12 protein-coding genes are annotated in these 20,479 nt (G+C 45.9%); 7 read left to right on the forward strand and 5 right to left on the reverse strand.

What is annotated here, in order from left to right; all coding sequences use genetic code 11:
• The first annotated feature begins 4 nt into the window (after positions 1–4).
• The 3 genes from ACK8HY_RS01265 to ACK8HY_RS01275 are packed head-to-tail and all read left to right on the forward strand — an operon-like array spanning position 5 to position 4,951.
• Positions 5–1,648, forward strand: a complete 1,644-nt coding sequence (locus ACK8HY_RS01265) for a RagB/SusD family nutrient uptake outer membrane protein (protein ID WP_416132455.1) — start codon at positions 5–7, stop codon at positions 1,646–1,648.
• Positions 1,649–1,661: 13 nt separating this feature from the next.
• Positions 1,662–4,373, forward strand: coding sequence for a GH116 family glycosyl hydrolase (locus ACK8HY_RS01270; protein WP_416132456.1), 2,712 nt, complete (start codon positions 1,662–1,664; stop codon positions 4,371–4,373).
• Positions 4,370–4,951: a hypothetical protein gene (locus ACK8HY_RS01275; RefSeq protein ID WP_416132457.1), complete on the forward strand. Its 582-nt coding sequence runs from the start codon at positions 4,370–4,372 to the stop codon at positions 4,949–4,951. Before ACK8HY_RS01270 ends, ACK8HY_RS01275 begins: the two co-directional genes overlap by 4 nt.
• 135 nt (positions 4,952–5,086) lie before the next feature.
• Here the strand turns inward: ACK8HY_RS01275 and ACK8HY_RS01280 are convergent, their stop codons facing one another.
• On the reverse strand, positions 5,087–6,718 hold the full coding sequence (locus ACK8HY_RS01280) for a hypothetical protein (protein WP_416132458.1): 1,632 nt from the start codon (positions 6,716–6,718) through the stop codon (positions 5,087–5,089).
• Positions 6,719–7,373: 655 nt separating this feature from the next.
• Here ACK8HY_RS01280 and ACK8HY_RS01285 point away from each other — a divergent pair.
• A complete protein-coding gene (locus tag ACK8HY_RS01285; protein WP_120258748.1) occupies positions 7,374–7,565 on the forward strand; it encodes a pinensin family lanthipeptide in 192 nt (63 codons plus the stop codon).
• A 48-nt stretch (positions 7,566–7,613) separates the two neighbouring features.
• On the opposite strand, the gene ACK8HY_RS01290 is transcribed toward ACK8HY_RS01285, so the two are convergent.
• From ACK8HY_RS01290 to ACK8HY_RS01305, 4 genes are all read right to left on the reverse strand, one after another.
• Positions 7,614–9,560 (reverse strand): lanthionine synthetase LanC family protein, encoded by a 1,947-nt coding sequence (locus ACK8HY_RS01290; RefSeq protein WP_416132459.1) that lies wholly within the window; start codon positions 9,558–9,560, stop codon positions 7,614–7,616.
• Complete coding sequence (locus tag ACK8HY_RS01295; RefSeq protein WP_416132460.1) at positions 9,560–10,405, reverse strand: thiopeptide-type bacteriocin biosynthesis protein; 846 nt, start codon at positions 10,403–10,405, stop codon at positions 9,560–9,562. Before ACK8HY_RS01295 ends, ACK8HY_RS01290 begins: the two co-directional genes overlap by 1 nt.
• Positions 10,406–10,414: 9 nt before the next feature.
• The gene (locus ACK8HY_RS01300) at positions 10,415–12,922 is read right to left on the reverse strand and encodes a lantibiotic dehydratase (protein ID WP_416132961.1); all 2,508 of its coding nucleotides are present in this window, start codon (positions 12,920–12,922) and stop codon (positions 10,415–10,417) included.
• Between the two features lie 200 nt (positions 12,923–13,122).
• The gene (locus tag ACK8HY_RS01305) at positions 13,123–15,327 is read right to left on the reverse strand and encodes a peptidase domain-containing ABC transporter (RefSeq protein ID WP_416132461.1); all 2,205 of its coding nucleotides are present in this window, start codon (positions 15,325–15,327) and stop codon (positions 13,123–13,125) included.
• A 93-nt stretch (positions 15,328–15,420) separates the two neighbouring features.
• On the opposite strand from ACK8HY_RS01305, the gene ACK8HY_RS01310 reads away from it, so the two are divergent.
• Genes ACK8HY_RS01310 through ACK8HY_RS01320 form a run of 3 tightly spaced genes read left to right on the forward strand, consistent with a single transcriptional unit; the run spans position 15,421 to position 20,475 of the window.
• Entirely contained in the window at positions 15,421–16,836 is a 1,416-nt protein-coding gene (locus ACK8HY_RS01310; RefSeq protein WP_416132462.1) for an ABC transporter permease subunit, read from the forward strand.
• A 3-nt stretch (positions 16,837–16,839) separates the two neighbouring features.
• A complete protein-coding gene (locus ACK8HY_RS01315; RefSeq protein ID WP_416132463.1) occupies positions 16,840–18,273 on the forward strand; it encodes a DUF3526 domain-containing protein in 1,434 nt (477 codons plus the stop codon).
• Between the two features lie 27 nt (positions 18,274–18,300).
• Positions 18,301–20,475 (forward strand): TonB-dependent siderophore receptor, encoded by a 2,175-nt coding sequence (locus tag ACK8HY_RS01320; RefSeq protein ID WP_416132464.1) that lies wholly within the window; start codon positions 18,301–18,303, stop codon positions 20,473–20,475.
• Positions 20,476–20,479: the final 4 nt, after the last annotated feature.

Below are 20,479 nucleotides of genomic sequence, written 5' to 3' on the forward strand. Positions count from 1 at the left end.
TACAATGTTTAACAAATATATATTTAGATCAGCTGTATGCTTGGGCATTCTCTTCAGTGCCTCTGCCTGCGAAAAATTTATTGAACGCGAGCCGCTTTCTCAAGCCTCCGAAACCACTTATTGGAAGACGGAAAATGATGCATTGGTCGGATTAAATGCAGTATATACTGCATTGCCGACTGCACGGGATTTTTGGCGGGATTGTCAAAGTGATAATTCAGCAATGACTAACGCTTGGGGCGAGAATGGATTAGGCTATATCAGCATGGGAAATCACAATGCAGCTACGGGATATATTTCCGAAGAATGGCGTTATGATGATATTCGTAAATGCCTCTATTTTTTGGAAAGGTTGCGAGGAATGAGCTTTGATCAAGCAAAAAAAGAACGTTTTGAAGCTGAGGCAAGGTTCGTCCTGAGCATGAAATACCTGCGTATGGTACAGCACTTTGGTAATATTCCCCTAATTAAAGAAAGTCCAGTTGCCATTGACGAAAGTGCTTTGCCGAGAACTGATAAAGAAGAAGTTTTGAAATATGCACTCGAAAACGTGCAGTTTGCCATTGATCATTTACCGACACGATTTACGGGAGCCGATCAAGGAAGAATCAATAAGGCCGCAGCCTATTTGCTAAAAGCAAATATCTACCTGTATCAAGCCAGTATCAAACAGTTTCATGAAAACGGACCGGCAACAGCGCTTTGGCGGCAGGCTTATGAGGCGGCTGTGGAGGTACAAAAATTGGGCTATTCATTGGTAGACGATTATGCCGAAGTATTTAAACAGGCGAATAATGCAAATACGACCGAAGTAATTCTTGCGCGCCAATATGTGGCAGATAAGATTACCCATATGACCCCTGTATTGGCTTCACCTTCAGGGACGGGGATTACCGGAAATGGTTGGGCGAGTTTTTGCCCAACAAGGGATCTTGTTGATTCTTACCTGTGTACAGATGGAAAAGGTATCCGTGAATCGTCACAGTACGATCCTGCTAATCCCTGGGAGAAACGTGATCTTAGGTTGAAAAAGACTTTTATGTTACCTGGTGTTCCCGTACTGCGTCCAAATGGGCAATATGTAGCCTATCAACCACATCCGGCTTTTAATAAAAGTGAAAAAATCAATAGTGAAGGAGGCGGAATTACAGGATATATGTATTTAAAATTTAACGAGCCGGAATATACAAAACCGAGTGAGGGATTTGCTAATTGGCCGATTTATCGCTATGCAGAGGCTTTGTTGATCGTAGCGGAAGCCTTGAATGAATTTAGTCCTGGCGACGTGCAGATCAAGGCTGCTGTTGACCAAGTTCGGAAACGGGCAGGATTACCCGCTGTGACTGCGGCCGAACTGGGAAATCAAGTCCAAATGCGTCAATTGATCCGAGAGGAACGGCGGCATGAATTCGTTGCTGAACATAAACGATATTTTGATATCTTACGCTGGAAAATAGCCGAAGATATTCTGAGCAAGCCGGCTGAAGGAATCAACAGCAATCAGAACGATGCCATTGGAGACTGGACGAAACCGCGTTTCCTCGCACAGAAACGCGTATTTGATAAAAATAAAAATTATCTGTGGCCAATTCCACAGAGTGCAATAGACAGAAACAAAAATTTACTTCCGCAGAATCCTGGATGGTAATTCAATAGAACAAATGGATAGAAGAAGCTTTTTTAAAAAAACCGGCTTGCTTGGCTTAGCTGTGATAGCGAGTAGGTTTCCGGTATGGTCAAACTCCATGTTTGCCTGGGATAATCCCATACATAACATTCCGGAGGAAAAAAATATTGATAAAAAATGGCTCGCCTCTTTATATGAAAGAGGCGAGAAGATTGTCTACAAAAAGAGTAAAAACGAGTTACGATATATTGGTATGCCTATAGGTGGTCTGCATGCAGGCACAGTTTATATCGGCGGCGATGGGCGTTTATGGTTATGGCAGCTATTTAATACAGCTTATGACGGTGAACAGGAGGGTATCGAGCCTAAAAATGTGCTATGGAATAACGGCAAGGAGCTTGTGCGTGTTCGGCCACGCGACGGTTCGGCCTATGTTGAGCCAGCTATTGCGGACAACCTCCGTAGTATGGAACAAGGATTTGCTGTTTCCGTTCTTTTGAACGGCAAACATGTCGTCAAAGAATTGCGAGAAAATCATTGGGACGAAGTTCTTTTCGAACCTACTTATCCGACCTGTCGTATAACCTACATGAGTGCTGACTTCCCTGTGGATGTTGTGCTCACCGCTTATTCACCGTTTATTCCTCTGGATCAAGACAATTCTTCCTTACCCCTGACAACTTTGCACGTCGAACTGCGCAACAAAGTCGAGACAGCCATTGAAGTCGTCCTTACGGGATGGATGGAAAATGGGGTACACAAAGGGCGGAAAGATTTTAATGCGGTAAAAAAAGTGTCACAAGTCGTAGAAAAATCGGTCTTTAAAGTGCTCAGCTACAGTTGCGATCAAGTCCCTGATAGTGCCAAACAGGCGGGAGATTACGGGACAATGGCCTTTACCTGTATAGACCCTCGGGCCGAAGCCGTGACGAGACTCAAGGACTGGCCAATTGCACCGCAAAACTTACAACCTGACAATAATGATTCAGTGGTGGACTTTTCGGATTTTCAGGTAGGTGCTTTTACCGTAAAGCGTACACTTAAGGTGAAAGAAAATAGTCAGATTTCCTTTGCCATTTCCTGGCACTTTAATAATCCTCATCCAAAATTGCAGCAACATATCAAAGATGCTAAAGATGGCTATTGGTATGGTACAAAATTTAAAGATGCAGCGGCGGTGATAGCATATTATCTCGCAAATAAGGGAAAACTTGATGCAGAAACGTTGGCTTGGCAACAGACCTGGAATAATACAACACTGCCCCATTGGTTTATGGATCGAACATTTGTCAATATTGGTACGCTGGCTACGGCAAATACCATGCGTTTTGCTTCCGGAAGATTTTGGGGCTGGGAGGGTGTCGGCGCTTGCGCGGGCACCTGTACCCATGTCTGGCAGTATGGACAGTCTATGGGACGTATATTTCCTGATATTGAGCGCAATTTACGCGAAGTAACCGATCTGGGAGTGGGCTTTCAGGCAGAAACCGGTGCAATTATCTTCCGGGCAGAATACGAAAAAAGACCCGCCATCGATGGGCAGGCTGGCGTTATCCTGCGTTTTTATCGGGATCATCAAACCAGCAAGGACAGTACGTTTTTACAACGGAACTGGCCGAAGCTGAAGCAGGCCGTCCAGTTTATTCTTAATCAGGATAAGAATGCTGATGGAATGACTGATACACCAATAGAAAATACCTTGGATGCGGTTTGGGAAGGTGAAATTGCCTGGATTGTGGGCCTTTGTCTAGCGGCCGTACAGTCCGCTGCGTATATGGCTAATGAAGTAGGCGATAAAAAATTTGAGCAGACCTGTTTGGATTATGTCAAAAAAGGATCAGCAAATATGGATAAGGAGCTCTTTAATGGCGAGTACTATATCCATCGTCCGGACGCTGTGCTCGGAAGGAAGAAATTAGGGTCGTATAATACTTGTCACATCGATCAGGTATATGGGCAGGCTTGGTGCTTTCAGGTTGATATGCCACGTATCAATAATAAGGAAAAAACACGTTCCGCATTAAAAGCGCTATGGAAATATAATTTTACAATGGACGTGGGGCCATATATTAAGACACATCTTGGTGGCAGACCTTATGCAGTTGCTGGGGAGGGAGGAATGGTGATGAACACTAATCCTAAAAATGAGGAAAAAGCCTATGGTGATAATACCACTTGGCAACTGGGCTATTTCCACGAATGTATGAGTGGATTTGAGCATCAGGTTGCCGCGCATATGATGGCGGAGGGTATGATTGATGAAAGTCTTGTATTGACAAGAGTAATACATGACCGCTATCATGCAGCAAAACGAAACCCTTTTAATGAAATAGAATGCAGTGATCATTATGCACGGGCCATGGCAAGTTATGGTACATTTATCAACGCCTGTGGTTTCATTTACCATGGCCCGAAAGGGCGGATTGGTTTTGCGCCCAAAATTGGGGCAGCTGACTTTAAAGCACCTTTTACAACAGCCATGGGCTGGGGAACTTATTCGCAACAAAAACAAGCTGGTAAGTGTGAGTGTCAGTTGACATTACATTATGGACAGTTGGTCCTCAACGAATTCCATTTAGGAGATTCCGCTGATCTGGCTACGGATAAGAAAAAGGTAGAGGTTTTGCAGAACGACAAGTCCATTGCTGTTGCCGAGTTAAAACGTACAAACGAACGTTTGGTTGTTATTTTCAAGGATAAGCTGACGATGAATAAAGGCGATAAATTAAAAATACAATGGTTATGAAAATAAAGCTAGGTAATTTATTCTTGATTTTTTCTCTCTGTATGCTTATTGGCTGTAAGTCATCTTCCCGTCATTTAGGGGATCCGGTTCCAAAGCAAGACTGGTATGAAGCATTTTCGCAAAAGCTCCCCTTGCTGGGCCACCGCAATTGGGTGTTGGTTGTGGACAAAGCCTATCCAGCTCCAGCAGGAGAAAATATGATTGTTATTGACACAGAAAAACCAATGGCGGAAGTCCTGGGTGGGGTTGTCGGATTGATCAATCAGCAAGCTCATGTCAGCCCTATTTTCTATGCTGATAAAGAATTGCAGTACTTAGATGAAAATATTGCACCAGGCCTAAAAGATTATAAAGCTAGCTTGGATACCCTATTTAATCACATTAAACCGCAGCCATTGATCCATGAGGAAGTTTTTCGCAAAATGGATCAAGCAGCCTCCCTTTTTCAGGTTATTGTGTTGAAAACGGAATCCTTGATACCGTATAGCTCAGTCTTTATTGAACTAGACTGTAAATACTGGGATGCCAGTCGCGAGAAAATTTTGCGGGAGCGGATGGCAAATGCAAAAAATAATTAATCCTTGTTAAGTGCAACAGCCACTTGTTCACCCCAGAACTGGTAGCACTGCTAATGGAGTTATGTATAAATTGACATAAATTGGGTGGTTTTGTTAGTTTGAGGCGCTTCTTTGTAAAAGCGCCTCATTTTTGAACTATTTATTTTTAACACAACGTATTCTAACAGCTTCGCTAGGGGCTGATACGCTCGGCCTAAAAGTCAGTGGCTTGATCTCATAATCACCTAAAGTCGTCCGCTTGTCGTCGCTATAAGGCTGCTGAAAGGAGAGGTATTTTTTTCCTGCCAGCAGGTAGGCACTTTGTGGCGTTGGTGCAAAACGATACATCCCAGCGGATATAAAGTAGAAAGAACGAAAATATAGGTACTTATCCATTTCGGACTTTTCAGGCTGATAGTCAATACCAAAAAACAGACCTGTATGCAGATAACTATTAGTTTGTGTATCATATCGTGCGTGATATATTTTGGTATTGCCGGACATCAGTCTAACGATTTCGTCACTGGTAGGCAGTCGCCAAGAATTTAATGGTTTTACTGATGTACAGGGATCCTGATTGGCTACCGCTAGAGGCTCTTGTGCATAGGACCCGTTTACACGGTACATCCGCATGCCTTTGACGCTATCGTCAAAATCCATATACCAAAAAGCTTCAGTCTGATCTTCCGGTGATGGCGACCAAGTATAGTAAATACTTTCGTCACTGGGCGCTGCGAATTGATAGACCCCATCGCTGTACATTAGATCGCCTATGCTCCAATCGGTGCCTGCTACTGTTATAACGGGAGCAACTGGTGCCTTCAGATTAATCGCTAACTCGTACTTTACCCCTGGACGGAGATTCCAGCCAGCTTGAACCACATCTTTAGGGGTACTGCCATTGACAGATAGGTTACTTAGTTTGATTGTGCCATCTACTGTTGCAGCAGCTGCAATAAATGTCGAATCTGAATAAATAACTTTGCCGCTCTTGTTTTGGAATACGAGGGGTACTGACGCTACGGCTCCACGATAAGAGACGGTTCTTTCGGCAAGTGCGACATCAATGGATCCTTTGGCATGTGAAGGGCTTATTGCTCCACCGCCAATACTGATCTCGCCAACCGCTGAAGCATCCAACTTCAACGTCACTTGCGTAAAAAGGTGAGCTAATGTTGCATTAAGTTCATTCTGGCCATCCTTTACCTCAAAAGGAATCCGATCGATCATCAGGTCATGATCGGCGCTCAGCTGTTCAAACTTTGCGGTATTCAATGTAGCTCCCGAATTTAAGTAGGGCAAGGGAGTATTTGTCCCAGAAGCATAGATGATGAAGGTATATTTACCGTTGTCTATTGTAAAATCCTTAGCGCCTTCACCCTGTTTAAATGATTTTGTTTCTAGGTATTCACCTGAAGCATCGAAAATTGCTACATAATAAGAAGTGCCTTCTTTTAGTGCTTTCTGTTCACTTGTCGCGCGTACTTCTGCTTTGGTTTTGGAAGCTTTGGAAGAGGAACTGGCAATTCCTACCTCCCTTAGCGTAGCGACGAGTGTATATTGGTCATTATAAGGAATTTCTCTAGACTGCGATGCCTCGCTGATGCCTCGTTCCGTTGCAGCGGCCTTGCTATTACCACTCTGCAAAGCAAAGGTCTGTCCTATATTTAATCGTACCGTGGAACCGTTTGTTCCGGTAATATCTGAATTCTTTTTATTACAGGCATTGATTAGTATAACCAAAACAAATAAAAGGCTAATACAACTATACCTTAGGTTACTTTTCATATTTCTACTTTTCTTAAAAAACAATCTTAAATTCTACTACTTTATATCCAGTTTAAACCAATTGCAGCCCTTTCCAAGACAGCTGCTGTTTCGTTAAATGGCAGGATCCCCTATAAGCTGCTACCATTCCAATTCCTTTATCTGCTTTTCGGTTTCCCAGGACTCGGTAACCGTATTCTGAACTGAGCCAGCGGAAATACTGTGCTCTAAGGCGAGTTGTTGCACTTGGAGGCGAGGTGGTTCATAAGTAGTTGAATTACAGGTTGGTGTCGGCTTGTTGTTTTTCTTGTCCATGTTGTGATTGTTAATTTTGTGTTAATTTTTATTTAATTGGAGTTTAATTTAATGGCTTGTAAAACAAATTTAAAGGAAATTATATTGAAAATTATTGTATTTAAGTTTAAGTAAGATTACTGTAGCTGTATCGCTACAAATAGGCCCGTCCTTTTTTCGACAATGGGGCAAAAATTGTTGGGTGAATCTACTGATGTGCTTCTTAGAATCTTAAGCCAGTATCTAACGTTTTCAAAGAAAATAATTTGATCTTAAAATTATTTGCAACTATGTTGCAATAGTATTAACTTAGTACTGTTGCAACCGGGGATAAGCTGAAAACCCGTTATCATAGTAGGCATTACAATTAAACTTAGTAGTCATGAAAGATTCAGTAGAAAAAATCAAATTAAATCTGGAGGATCTCCAATTAGAAAGTTTTGTAACAAGTATCGATAGCGAGGTGGCAAAACGCCTGTCCGGTGGTTTGGGTAATGTGTCCGAACCGACTCATACCGAGCCCACAGACGATCATCATAACCCTCCGGTTAGATGTACTACGGTAATCTGTTAATGCAATTATAAGGATAGTGAAGTCAGGTCGAGTACCTGACTTCCTTGCTTATAGTTCTGTCGTGATCAGTATACCACTTTCAAACAGCAGTCGGATCTGAGCGGATATGTGGGCCTGCAGGGAACTATAATCATTTTGTTTGCCTATCCGGGATCTTAGCTTGTTGCTGACCCGATCATTCAATTCGGATCCTATTAAGGGGCTGTCTTCCACCTCTTGTACAAGCAGTGTACTGATCATTCCAATGTAGGTGCTGCTGACACCCCATTCGTCAGCTATAAATAGAACCGCCAGCCTGTCTGCATTGAGCGCCAGTACTTTCCGTAGGTCTTCGTTAAGTAGATATAGGCTGACGTGGTCGGCCAGTACAAAGTAATGCTCAGCCAGATCAGAGACGTTGGAGCGGGCTAACTGCTGGATCTTACTTTTGATATAGGCATTTTTTCTACTGTAACACAGGTGGCCCTTATGTTTTTTCCATTTTTTATTTCTGGCCTGTTCCAGTGCGAAAACGGCCCACAATTTAGGGGCTTGACCGGCCTGCAGCAGTAGCTCGTTCAAGCTATTTTCAAAATCGTTGATGCCGTTCACCTGATCAAGGATCTTGCGCATGGCGGGTTGCTCCTCTAACTGTTGTAGGGTCATGGGGTAGTACTTTTCCAAAAGCCCGCGCTGCAGCTCTGAAAGGCTTAATTGAAAGGCTTGTTGAGCCGATTTCGGGGCGGCTGGTAGACGCGGACAGAGGACGGTGGACATCCTGTCGTTGAGCAGCTGCAGAATACTGTACCCGATGCCGGCCGCGCCCGAAAGCAGGCCATAGTCTTCACGGCCAGCAGAAATATAGCTGTTGTAACTGCCGGTAGTCTGGTACTGCTGCTGCGCTTTATCAATGACATGCAGGAATAGCTCACCACTGTATTCCTGTGTGGTATGGGGATAGTGGAGCATATAGGACAGCAGACCGGTGTACCCACTGCAAACGGTATAGTCCTGTCGGTCACCCCGGAGGATATCGGCGCTGCATTTTTTGGCGATGCTGCGGCATTGATCCAGATATGCTGCCTTACCCGTTGCCCGCCAGGCTGCGAGCCGGGCCAGACCGATTCCGGCGGCACCATGTGCCCAGGAATTGAGCTCCTGAATGTGGGGAAGAAAGTTTTTTAGTTCCCATTGCTGTACATTGGCGCTTTGGAGCCGATGACTTCCGAGACGTAGATCGAGCCAGTTGTCAAAATCAGCATGGAAATATTGCATTTCGTAGAGTAGTGCCTCTTCAGCAAGGTACAACAGGGCCTTATTATCAAAATATTCGGCTACTTGCAATAGCATGTAAGCGATGCCTGAGGCTCCATGGGAAAATCCGGTAAGGCTATCGTAAGCGGATTTGGATTGGTTGTAGTCCCATTTTAAGCCTTTTTCGGACGGACGTGCTTCCTGGACCAGGCGATCGATCAGTTGCTGGATCAACTGGATCAGTGCAGGTTCGGGACGATAATGCTGTAGCAGGGTAAACACAAATAGGCTGCCCGAGTAGCCACTGAGCAGATCGGCTTTAATGGTCTGCCGCACAAGTTGATCCTGATAGGTCAGGGCTAGCGCATGGGCCCGATCCAGATACTGAGGGTCGCTCCCCAGTTCGAACAATCGGATATAGGTATAGATTACTCCCGAAAGTCCTGTAAATAGACCAAAGGCCTGCGGGCTGTTTTGCGCGAGGTGATCAGTGACAAAATCCATCGTCCGTTGGGCGATATGCAGATCGGCTTGGGACCCGCTATAAGCATAGCGGGCGAGGAAGAAAAGGGCAATACCGCTATTGCCCTGAAAAAGGTCGGTGGTGACTTTAAAATCGTAGGTCGTTGCACTGGTATAATATGGACTCAACCAATACAGTCCCTTTTCATGCTGATGGCAGGCCTGGAGGATATCTTGGGTTACCTGTTCAAGATGTTCGTTCAGCCGTTGCCGCTGGAGGTTGTGAAAAAGCATTTTCATCAGGGGTTTTGGGAAGATAAAATAGTATGTAAAGAATGCCGAAGACAATAGGAAGCATAGGCCTCATCCAGATTGGACAGGCCAACTCTGTTGTTGTTCATGTGAATCAGGCTAGCACATATAGCAATCCTTTTTTGGGGATGATCGACAGCTGCCATATAGGTACGGAGCAGCTGTGCACTTGTAGTTAAGAAGTCCGTCCTGTCATCAAGTTTGTCTTTACGGTCGAGATCGCTCCAGAGCTGAGCGATAGTGGATCTAAAGGCTGCAGCCTTGCGACTGAAGTTTTTTTCGAACTGGGCTGACCAAAACCGATGTTCTTCCTCGGGATCCTGTAAGGGATCGAACAGGCGGCGTATCCATCCGGCGATAAAATGATCGAGCAATTGGCTTAGCTGGGGGATTTCCCAACCGAGTGCCTTGAGCAGGATCAGTTGTAGCTCTATGGCCGCAGGCAAAGGGGAGCCACGCTGCGGTTTTGGTACAATATGGGCTAAAATATAGCGGGAGGAAAGGAAAAAATATTGCTCGGCAAAATGGATCGTATCCACATTGCCGTAGCGGTCTATTTCGGGTTCGTAAGCAACGGCCTTGAGCCTGCAGCCCAGTGATGGCACTGACCGGATCTGCTGGTTGAGTGCGGAAAGAAGAACAGACTCCATAACGGGAGGCACCTTCATGCGCAAACGGATATGGCTTCCTTCATCCCAATAACGTATAAAGAAAAAACAATTTCCGGAGGAAGGAGCAAAATAGCGTGCTAGAAAGGGCCTGACAATATGGAGCAGGAGCAGGTCCAGGTCCACAGCACTATAAAGGTGTACAGATAACCATTGGCTTTTCATTGTTTTTTGTTAGTAGTTATACCATTGGATAAGATATTCTTTAACCTGATCCTGTGCTGACTCTGCTGTCGGACCGAGGTCAGGAAGCACTTCTTCAAGGATAAGGTACTGGCCGGCACGGGCCAGTAAACGGATGAAAAGATCGACCAGGATCGGTTGCTCAAACGAGATGTACTGGGGCTTGTAATCGTCGGGCGAAAGTTTCTGGGCGTTTTGGGCGGAGACGACTTCGTCAAGCACAAAGGCCCTTTTCCGTAAAAATAAAAAGACAACAGCGGGTATGCCGGCATCCGCTCGCCAGCTGTTGAGCCGTAAAAAATACTGTGCGGCGGTTTCCCTACCTTGAGGTACAGGGATGGCTTGCCGTTGGATGCACCAGGTTTTGCGCCGGATAACGACTGTTTTGGCATACACCATACGTGGCAGCAGAATCACGGGCTTGGTGGTAGGATCCTCAGGGAGATAATATCGGTCGACGCAGTTTATAAAAGGCTGCAGGTAGACTTTGTCTTCGCTGTTAAAATGTGCCATGAGCTGATAGAAATTGGATCGGTTGTAAAACGATTCCAGACAAAGGTCGTAAGCAAATACTTCCTGCTCTTGATAGAACAAGGATAGAAAATCTTTTCCTTCGATATGGCAAACAGCTAACTCGTGTACAGGAATCTGTCTTTCTGGGGGATAATGTCGATGTTCGTCCGAAAGGCTGCATTCCTGGAATAGCAAGGGGGGATGGATGTTGGCGTTAAAAAATGAACCATCGCTCAGTTCGGCTTTCAGCACGGCAGGATGGAGCCGCTCATTATGCCTGCGGATGCTATCGCTCATGGCAGGGGGGAATAGGTGCAGAAAGCGGCCACTGACTTTTCCCATCCCGGGTAAGACGGCATTGATCACTCCAGTAAGGGGGCTCTGGGAAGCGCGATCTCCAGACTCCGTGTTAAACTGGACGAATACAGCACGCGAGTATCCTTTTTTTTGATTGCCATTTTGAGGTTGGGGCAAGGTGTCGAAAAAATGCGCATCAAGATTGAGGTTATCCTGGCCGGGAACCACAATTTCTTTGAGGTGCCGGTCAAGGTTTTCTATCCATGGACTGGAACTTATAGCCTGCGATGGGCCGGCCTCTTTTTCCTGCTTTTTGACAGTGGAGTAATAGTCGAAATAGAAATCCAGCAGATTGACGCTGGCCCCGACAGGATAATGCTGTTTGAAAAAGGAAAGCATTTTTTCTCTTTCAGGAGCCATGGCCTCAATGGGTTGAAGGTACTGCAGCAGTGCATCTGTTTTTTCGATAAACTGGCGGACAGGGGCTTCCGAAAGGCTGTCTATTGTGTCGGTGTAGCAATCCTCGTAAATAAGCTGTCGTCCCGAAAAATGTAAAGGGCCGGGATTTGTTTTTTTGAATGGCGTTGTTGCCCTGTTGGCAGTAATCGCTGTGTCGGGGGCTCCTGTTTCAACCTGGAGCTGTTTAAGCGCGCTGTTGACTTCTTTTTCCGCGGCTTCCAGCAGATCTTTTCTTCGCTTTACATTGGCATCGGGGTAGGCTGCCAGAACCTCAGCAAGGTTGTTGAGCAGCTGGATAAGCAGCTGTAGATCGGGGTGGTCGCAGTTTGTCGCCGTTAGAAAACGCAGCAGGGCCTGGCTCCAACGGTGGTCCATCGCCGAGATGTCGGTACTTAGTTCCAGAAAACCTGTATCCACCAATTGCATAAGGTGTTGCTTTAACTGGGGCCGGTCTGCATGAGCAACCACAGATTCCAGTGTCTGAATCAACGCGGAAAAAGTCATATTGCAAGTGCCCGCGGTCCGCAGCTGTTCAAAAATGTAGCGCTGCAGCCCTGCAGCAGGAAGTTTTTGGAAGGATTCGATATTATGGTGGTTAAACAAAAAGGAGAGCTTATTTTCTTCTAACCTAACGGTACTGTTGAGTTGCACGAGCAGATATTCGTTGAGGACCGGATGCTGGTGAAGGACGGATTTAATGTATTCAAATAATCCATTATGGAGGCGGATGCCAGATCGGATCGAAGGGGCTTCGCTGCCGAAAGCTTCGTTGTCAGGGCCGGTAAACTGTGCCTGTCCAGTATAGGTGAAGCTGCTAAATGGCGAGGTTTTAAAGACCATTCGTGTCAGGTAACGCAGCAGGCTGAAGATCAGCCGCCATTCCTTCGGGCCAAATTCTTTGGGATCTTTGGTGATATAGTCGGGCAGCTGGCTGTAAAGCACCGGACTGGACAACAGGAGTCCATTTTGTAATAAGGGGTTGCCTGCCAGCTGTTGGAGGTGGCGATGGCTGTTGCTAAGATGTTGTTGGTAATGTGTTTCTTGGTCATTTTCGGCAATATTTATAGCGGTCATCAGATCAAAGAGCCTGCTTAGTTTTGCCTGTAATGCCGGCGGCAGCAGTGGGCTACAGTCGGCCAGTAATCGATCATCAATGGTTTTGTTGTTATAGATCATCCGTTTGAGCCGGATCAGATTGACACGTTCGGCATCGCCTGGCGCCGTCTGCACCAATTCGTACAGGCTATCGCAGATGGCCGTCTGCAGCAGCGAACGCCCAAGTTGCATGGCGCGCATACGTTGAAGGCGCTGCTCCAGGTCTGTCAGCTGAAATGGGGCAAAAGTAACGACGGGCAGACTCGCATAACGGACGAGGGAATAGGGAAGGATTTCAATCATGATGCATGGATTTAGTAAAATTGTGACGAGGGTCAATTTGTTAACTCAAGCTGATTTTTGATCAGTTCATAGTAGTTGCCCCTCTGCTGGATCAGCTCTTGATGGCTGCCTTGTTCGACAAGGCTTCCTTGATCCAGCACGATTATCTGATGGGCATTTTTTACGGTGCTGAGGCGATGGGCCACGATCACTACGGTCTTTTCCGCGAAAAAATTGTTCAGGTTATTGACAATCCGGAGCTCATTGTGGGCATCAAGTGAATTTGTCGCCTCATCGAGGAAAATATAGGGTGGATTGCGGTAGATCATCCTGGCAATCAGTAAACGCTGCTTCTGGCCGCTGCTCAGTCCGTAACCGTCCCGACCTATAATGGTCTGATAGCCGAAAGGCATTGTTTGGATGAAATGGTGCATATTGACCAATTGTGCGACCTCATGCAGGCGTTTATCATCTTTGACCGCCGCGCCGGCGTAAATGTTGTTGGCAATGGTGTCCATAAAGATGTAGCCGTCTTGCATGACAACACCACAACGGTCTCGCCAGGCCTTGGCATGTAGCCGGTCAAGTGGGGTATCGCCAATGATGATGGATCCCGGGGCGGTTCGGTAAAATTTGAGCAGCAGCTTGATAAGCGTTGTTTTACCGCTGCCGCTGGTCCCTACAATGGCCGTGATTTTGCCGGCGGGAATATGAAGGTTGATATCTTTGAGCACAGCCTCTGTTTTGTCCGTATCATACTGAAAATTTAGATTGTTAATGTAGATGGGCTGCGGATTGGCAGCAATAGGTTTTTTGGGAATATCCTGATCTTCGGCGTTCTCCTGATGTACTTCGGCCATGCGCTGCAAGCTGAATTTGGTGTTCTGAGACACGCGGGCAAATTCGATCAGCTGGGTTACGGGTCCATTTAACTGGCCGCAGATGTAAGTGATGGCCAGCATGCCACCGAGGGTTACCTGCCCCTCAATCACCAGCATTGCTGCCGCATAGGTGATCAGTACATTTTTGATCTCGTTGAGAAAAAAGCCGACACCCTGCATGAGCTGGTCCAACTGTAGGGATTCCATTTTCAAACCGTAGGACTGATCTTGTATATTGGCCCAGAGCTGCTGTTTCTCCTGCTCACTGCCCGTCAGCTTGATCTCTTGCATTGCATAAAAGATTTCCAACAGCAATTGCTGATTGGCGGAGAGCACTTTAAACTTACGCTGGTCGATCACCTTTCTTTTATGCTGGAAGGAATTGGACCAGAGTACGCTCAGCAGCGCACCGATCAGAAAGATGGTAAAAATCTTCCAGTTGTAGTAAAAAAGAACGGAGCCAAAAACCAGCAGCGTGATGGCAGATAGCATAAAATTGATCAGTGAATTGGTCAGAAAATCTTCGACACGCTGATTGTCATTGATGCGTTGCATATTGTCGCCGGCCTGCCTGTTGTCAAAAAATGAAAAGGGAAGTTCCATCAGTTTGGCGAGAAACTCCTTGAGCATCTTGATGCTCGTCCGGGCGCCGATAGCAAACAGGAGTCTCGCCCGAAGGTAATCCATGAGCATTTTGCCGCAGAATAACATCAGCTGCCCCAGGCAAATTAAAAGCAGCAGATGGGTGTTTTTATAGGCGATGCCTTTGTCTACCGTGAGCTGTGTCAAAAAGGGGACTGAAAGGGAGATCAGACTGGCAATCAGTAAGCTGATAACGATGGGGATCATTTTTTTGCGATGCTCTTTAAGCAGGGGAAGCAGGGACCAAATGGATGTGGATGGATCGGGAATGTCCTTCTGAGCTTCAAAATCGGAGGTCGTTTCCAGCAGCAGGGCCCGACCGGTTCCTGTACCTGCTACGGTCTCCCACGAACGAAGGAAGTCCACCGTTTTGATCTTTACCTTACCGTTCATGGCAGGGTCTGCAAGGTAGGCATATTTGTCCGTGATTCGATAAAGTACCACATAATGTTCACGCTCCCAGTGCAGTATGCAGGGGAGTGGTGCCTGCTGACTCAGTACCTGGTAAGAAAGTGATGCGGGCAAAGTTTTGAAACCGAGCTGCTGCGCTGCCTCCGTTAGCTGATGAAAACTCGTGCCCTGCTTGCCGATGCGGCACAGACTTCGGAAATGGGACAGAGGAAATGTTTTTCCAAAATATTTTGTGATGATCTTGAGGCAGGTAGGACCACAATCCATGGCGTCAGGCTGCTTATAAAATGGAAATCTACGCTTTGGTCGAAAGGACAGGATCATAAATCAACAGTTTTATTAAGTGTTAATGCATCAAAGTTGCAAATATTATTATTTATTTGCAACTTTGATGCATTAATAAATTGATTAATTACGATGAATAAGTCATTCGCTCTTCGCTTTATATTGATCAAAAAGGAATTTCAGGTTGCTTACCGCGATCGGACGATCTTCATTTTTACGTGCATCGTATTTGTATTGCTGAGCTTAAGTGGTCTTTTGGGGATACTGCAATACCAACAGGATGCTCAGAGCCGTCAGCAGAGCAATAAAAAATTCAGCAGCGAGCTGCGGGCATTTCATGCGGATGCACATGATGTGGCTCATTATGGTACTTACCTTTTCAAACCCTTGAGCCCGCTGACGTTTTTTGATCCCGGACTAAATGATTATTTCGGAACGAGCTACCGGGTGGAAGCACATGTACAACATGAAGTGGACTATAGCAATGCCGAGGGTACCGATACACAATTGCGTTTTGGAAGCCTAACCCTTACGTTGATTTTACAGGTATTGCTTCCCTTGCTCTACCTAACGATTTGCTGCACGATGCTGACACAGGAGCGTGAGCAGGGAACACTCAAGATGTTGCTGACACATGGTACCAGTCTTTCCAGGCTGCTATGGTCAAAAATTATCGCTTACTATATGTTTGCCGTCCTCTGGCTGTTGCCGGTCTTTATAGGCATGCTGGTATTATTGTGCTTCTTTGACTCTGGGAATCTGATGCTGGGGAGGTATGGTCTATTGTTGCTGGCTTATCTGGTTTTTTATTTTTCCTTGACCCTGATCGCTGCACTGGTGTCTTTGTATAGTCGTTCATCGCGCGCAGCGATACAGATTGTTCTGGGAATCTGGCTGCTGGGAGCTATCGTTTTGCCAAAGATCGGAACAACGCTCATTGATCAGCGCTATCCTTTGATATCAAGGGCCGAATTCAATCATCAGGTCCGCCAGGGCTACCTCAAGGGGATCAATGGGGACGGTGACAGCCGATTGCGTGTGGAAAAATATCTCGACCGGGTATGCAGCCAATATGGCGTCAAAAAATTAGAAGACCTGCCTCTGAACGTAGATGGCCTGGTTTTGCAGTACAATGAGAATTATCAGCAAAAAGTATTTGACTATTACTATGCCAACGTCGAAAAAATAATTGACCAGCAGCAGCAAAGCTTGTCCGGTATGGCACTTTTGAACCCTTTTGTCGCTTTGAAGAGGTTGTCTATGGCACTGTCGGGAACGGATTTTTTTCACCATCAGCAGTTTTTCCAACAGGCCAAGGATTATCGAAATACCTTTATCCGCCGGTTAAATACAGAAGTCGCCCAAAGAACGAAACAGCCGGAACTGCACATGAGCTCAGCTGCGACGCTGCTCCCTGCTTTTCACTACCGCTTTCCGACGCTTTCCCTGCTGTTGTGGCGGGAGGCGACCCCTCTTTTTGCGCTCCTTATTTGGCCATGGCTCTTGGCCTTTTTATTGGTCTTCTGTCTGAAATTTCTTAAAAATTAGGCTATGAATCTCCTTAAACTTATATTTCGTTTTGAATGGAAGCAGTTTATTGCGCAGCCCCTGCAACTTGCACTACTATTTTTCTTTCTGTTGCTCGGAGGATACAGCCTGTATACCGGGAAGCATTTTGTGCAGCAGCAATGCAGGGGGCTAGATACCCTACAACGAAATCAGCAGCGGCAGCGCCTCGAATTGATGGAGCGGTTTGAAAGTGATACCAATAGTGTGACAGGCAAAAATCTGGCTGCGCAGGCCGGGCTACCACAAGTGGTCGAATACCGGGCATCACCAGTTGCGACAAATCCCCCGTCTGCACTGGCGATGATGGCCATCGGACAACGGGATATCCTACCATATTATGATGTGGTCAATAGCAAAAGGGACTTTTTTACTCCTCCAAATACAGCCATTGCCAATCCCGAAAAATTGGCTGCAGGCAATTTCGATCTTTCTTTTGTACTGGTCTACTTGATCCCACTGCTAATCATTGTACTTTCCTACGACCTATTTGCCCGGGAAAAGGAACAACAGACAGATCGCTTGTTGCGTCTGCATGGAGGAAGCCTGCGGCGTATTCTTTTGTATAAGCTCCTTTTCCGGTTCGGACTGCTGTGCCTGTTGCTAACGGCATTGAACGGTATAGGCTTTATGATGGCACCTAGGGGCATACCAAATGATGGGACTGATTTTCTGCTCTGGAACTTGGCGACCTTGAGCTATCTGCTTTTTTGGTGTGCACTGGCCTGGTTGATGATACTTTATGGAAGTTCATCCCGCAAAAGCGCGCTGCTACTACTGGGCTGCTGGTTGGGACTGACGATTGTGCTACCTGCACTTTGCAATCGGTTGGTCGGGCTAAGACAGCCTTTGCCCCTGCGTACAGAATTGGTTTCCAAGCAGAGAGCGACGATGCTCGAGACCTGGGAGATGCCCATACCTGAGCTTATCGAACAGTTTTACAGCAATAATCCGCAGTATGTACAGTTGCGCAAACCGACGGATACCGCACGATATGGAAATAAAAGATTTGTAGCCTACTACGACCTTCTGGGACGAAGAATGGATAAAAATATCCGCATTTACCAGCAAGGGGTCCAGCTGCATCAGCACTTGCTCGATAGGACAGGTTGGTTCAATCCTGTCACCCAGATGCAATCCTTGCTCAATGAAATTGCCCAAACGGGATTAGCCAGCTACCTGCATTATCAGCGCGACGTCGCTCATTTTCAGCATCGCTGGGTACTGCATATGAATGGCTTTTTGCTGCGTGATGCCAAACTTTCCAAAGAAGATCTCAAAGTACTTCCACAATTTTCTAGATCAGCTGACTCGGGAAGACTGCGCTTAATTGGCTGGAAAATAGGAAGTATACTCTTACTCACCTTATTTGTCTCGGGCGCTGCAGTTACGATGCGACCGATTGGAAAAAACGATTAATAACAAACCATTTCAATAAAAATAAACATGAAAATAAAGCACTCCCTCTTCGCATTTTTCGCACTGTATCAGCTTGCTGGCTATGCGCAAACGATAAAGCAAGATACTATATTCCGGAGCTACAACCTAAAAGAGGTGCGCATCCAGCAGTTGCTCAACACGAAAGTAAAATCAGATACCTTGTCCAATAGCCTGAAGCTGCAGCTGCCACTATTGGAAATTCCCCAAAATATCATCAGCATCTCTTCGGGATTACTACAAAGCCAGGGAGCGCTCGAACTGAAGGACGTGGCACGGAATGTAAGTGGCGTCTACTTTGGTTACAACAGTACACCATTCGATAATTCGGCAACCGTGCAGATGCGGGGTTTTATGGGATATACGACCCTGAATGGAATGTCCCGACGTTTTAACTATGGTGCTGCAATCGACGATGAAGCGCTGATCGAAAACATTGAAATCGTCAAAGGGCCGGCCGGTTTTTTGAATTCTTTTGGTGAGCCCGGCGGTTCGGTCAATATTGTGACCAAAACGCCCAAACATAAACTGTTGAATGTGAGTCAGTCACTGGGTAGCTTTAACTTCTTCCGTACCACGGCCGATCTGGGGTCTGCGGTAAAAGATAAAGGGCTTTCATATCGTTTAAACCTGGCTTATCAGCACCGTAATTCTTACCTCGACTATTTAAAAACAAATAAATATACCCTGGCTCCGGTAATCCAATACAATTTCAGCCCCAATACCTATATGCTGGCGGAATATAATCTGGTGCGTGGTGAAACAAAAAATGGAACAGCAATTGTCAAAGTACGTAATGAAGCAGATAAACTCAAAGGACCGATTGCTTTGAATTACAGTGCGGGGCTTGGTCTGCCACGAAGTTATGCCCAGAATCAGACCGCACGGTTGTTTGGTGTTCATAAATTCAATAAATCCTGGCAGCTGACTTCCCAGTCTTCCTTTCTCTGGTCGCCTTATAAATCCTGGAATATGACATCTGCAGGAAGTCTGGTTAATTTTAGGGATGGCGATACCACACGCCGGCGTAGTTCGCTGACAATGGGTGCGGGGAAGACCTTCTCCACCCAGTTATTTGCCAATGGAACGGTCACAACAGGAGTAATAAAACATCAGCTTGTATTTGGAGCCGATTACATCAATAGTAAGGATTCCCTGTCCCTCAACAATGGAACGGAGCAGTTTGTCTACCTCAAAAGCAAACCGGATAATCAGGTCGATGCAACGGCAGTGCGTAAGACGCTAAGGGCTTCGCGTCTCGATCGAAATACCTTCCTCAAATCGGTTTATGCCTATGATAATATTGATCTGCTGGAAAAATTTCGACTCACACTCGGCGCGCGATATACCTGGTACAAAAGCGGTCAGGAATCCATCAATGCCAAAGGGGTTGTTCGTGCCAATACATACCATCAGAAGGCTTTATCGCCACGTGTGGCATTGACTTATCTGATGGATAAGGCTACAACCTTTTACTTGCTCTATGATGAAACATTTATCCCGCAGACGGGGCAAAAAGCGATTGTAAATGAAGGGAATGAAGTGGTGGGCTCTGAAGCTGTCAATCCCGAATATGGAACAAATATGGAACTGGGAGTGAAGCGCAATTTTTTCAATTCGCGGCTGTATACAGGCTTGAGCATGTTTCGAACGGTCAAACGCAACGGTATTATCACTGACCTCGAGCATGAGGGCTTTGTCAAAGAACTTGGTCAGGTAGTCAGCAAAGGGATCGAACTTGACCTGATCGGTCATGTTACGGACGCGCTGTCCCTAGTTGCGAATTATACATTTGTAGATGCAGTGGTCACTAAAAATAGCGATGAAAGCCTGATTGGCAAACAGCTGCCGCAGACGCCACAGCAGATCATAAATACTTGGATACAATATGGTTTTTCCTTGAAAAATAATGCTGTACTGAAGCTTAGCGTCGGCCAAAGTACGCTTATCAAACGCAGCACCTCCGAAAAAGATCTGTTTATTCCTGATTTTACCAAATTTGATGCTGGATTAAACTACATGCACAATAAGTTTTCGGTCCAGCTTATTGCGGATAACCTGACCAATCGACGCTATATGGCATCTGGGGATATCATTTCATCATACCCTTATGAAGGACGTAATTATTACTACATCGATGGCGATCCCTTTAATATCAGGGCAGTAGTAGGTTTTAAATTTTAACGAA

The organism is Sphingobacterium sp. NGMCC 1.201703 (assembly GCF_047784615.1).
Taxonomy (GTDB): Bacteria; Bacteroidota; Bacteroidia; order Sphingobacteriales; family Sphingobacteriaceae; genus Sphingobacterium.

What these genes read in the sequence shown, in the direction of transcription:
- ACK8HY_RS01265 (WP_416132455.1), top strand. Translation starts at nt 5, where the DNA reads ATGTTTAACAAATATATATTTAGATCAGCTGTATGCTTGGGCATTCTC.
- ACK8HY_RS01270 (WP_416132456.1), top strand. Translation starts at nt 1,662, where the DNA reads ATGGATAGAAGAAGCTTTTTTAAAAAAACCGGCTTGCTTGGCTTAGCT.
- ACK8HY_RS01275 (WP_416132457.1), top strand. Translation starts at nt 4,370, where the DNA reads ATGAAAATAAAGCTAGGTAATTTATTCTTGATTTTTTCTCTCTGTATG.
- ACK8HY_RS01280 (WP_416132458.1), bottom strand. Translation starts at nt 6,718, where the DNA reads ATGAAAAGTAACCTAAGGTATAGTTGTATTAGCCTTTTATTTGTTTTG.
- ACK8HY_RS01285 (WP_120258748.1), top strand. Translation starts at nt 7,374, where the DNA reads ATGAAAGATTCAGTAGAAAAAATCAAATTAAATCTGGAGGATCTCCAA.
- ACK8HY_RS01290 (WP_416132459.1), bottom strand. Translation starts at nt 9,560, where the DNA reads ATGAAAATGCTTTTTCACAACCTCCAGCGGCAACGGCTGAACGAACAT.
- ACK8HY_RS01295 (WP_416132460.1), bottom strand. Translation starts at nt 10,405, where the DNA reads ATGAAAAGCCAATGGTTATCTGTACACCTTTATAGTGCTGTGGACCTG.
- ACK8HY_RS01305 (WP_416132461.1), bottom strand. Translation starts at nt 15,327, where the DNA reads ATGATCCTGTCCTTTCGACCAAAGCGTAGATTTCCATTTTATAAGCAG.
- ACK8HY_RS01310 (WP_416132462.1), top strand. Translation starts at nt 15,421, where the DNA reads ATGAATAAGTCATTCGCTCTTCGCTTTATATTGATCAAAAAGGAATTT.
- ACK8HY_RS01315 (WP_416132463.1), top strand. Translation starts at nt 16,840, where the DNA reads ATGAATCTCCTTAAACTTATATTTCGTTTTGAATGGAAGCAGTTTATT.
- ACK8HY_RS01320 (WP_416132464.1), top strand. Translation starts at nt 18,301, where the DNA reads ATGAAAATAAAGCACTCCCTCTTCGCATTTTTCGCACTGTATCAGCTT.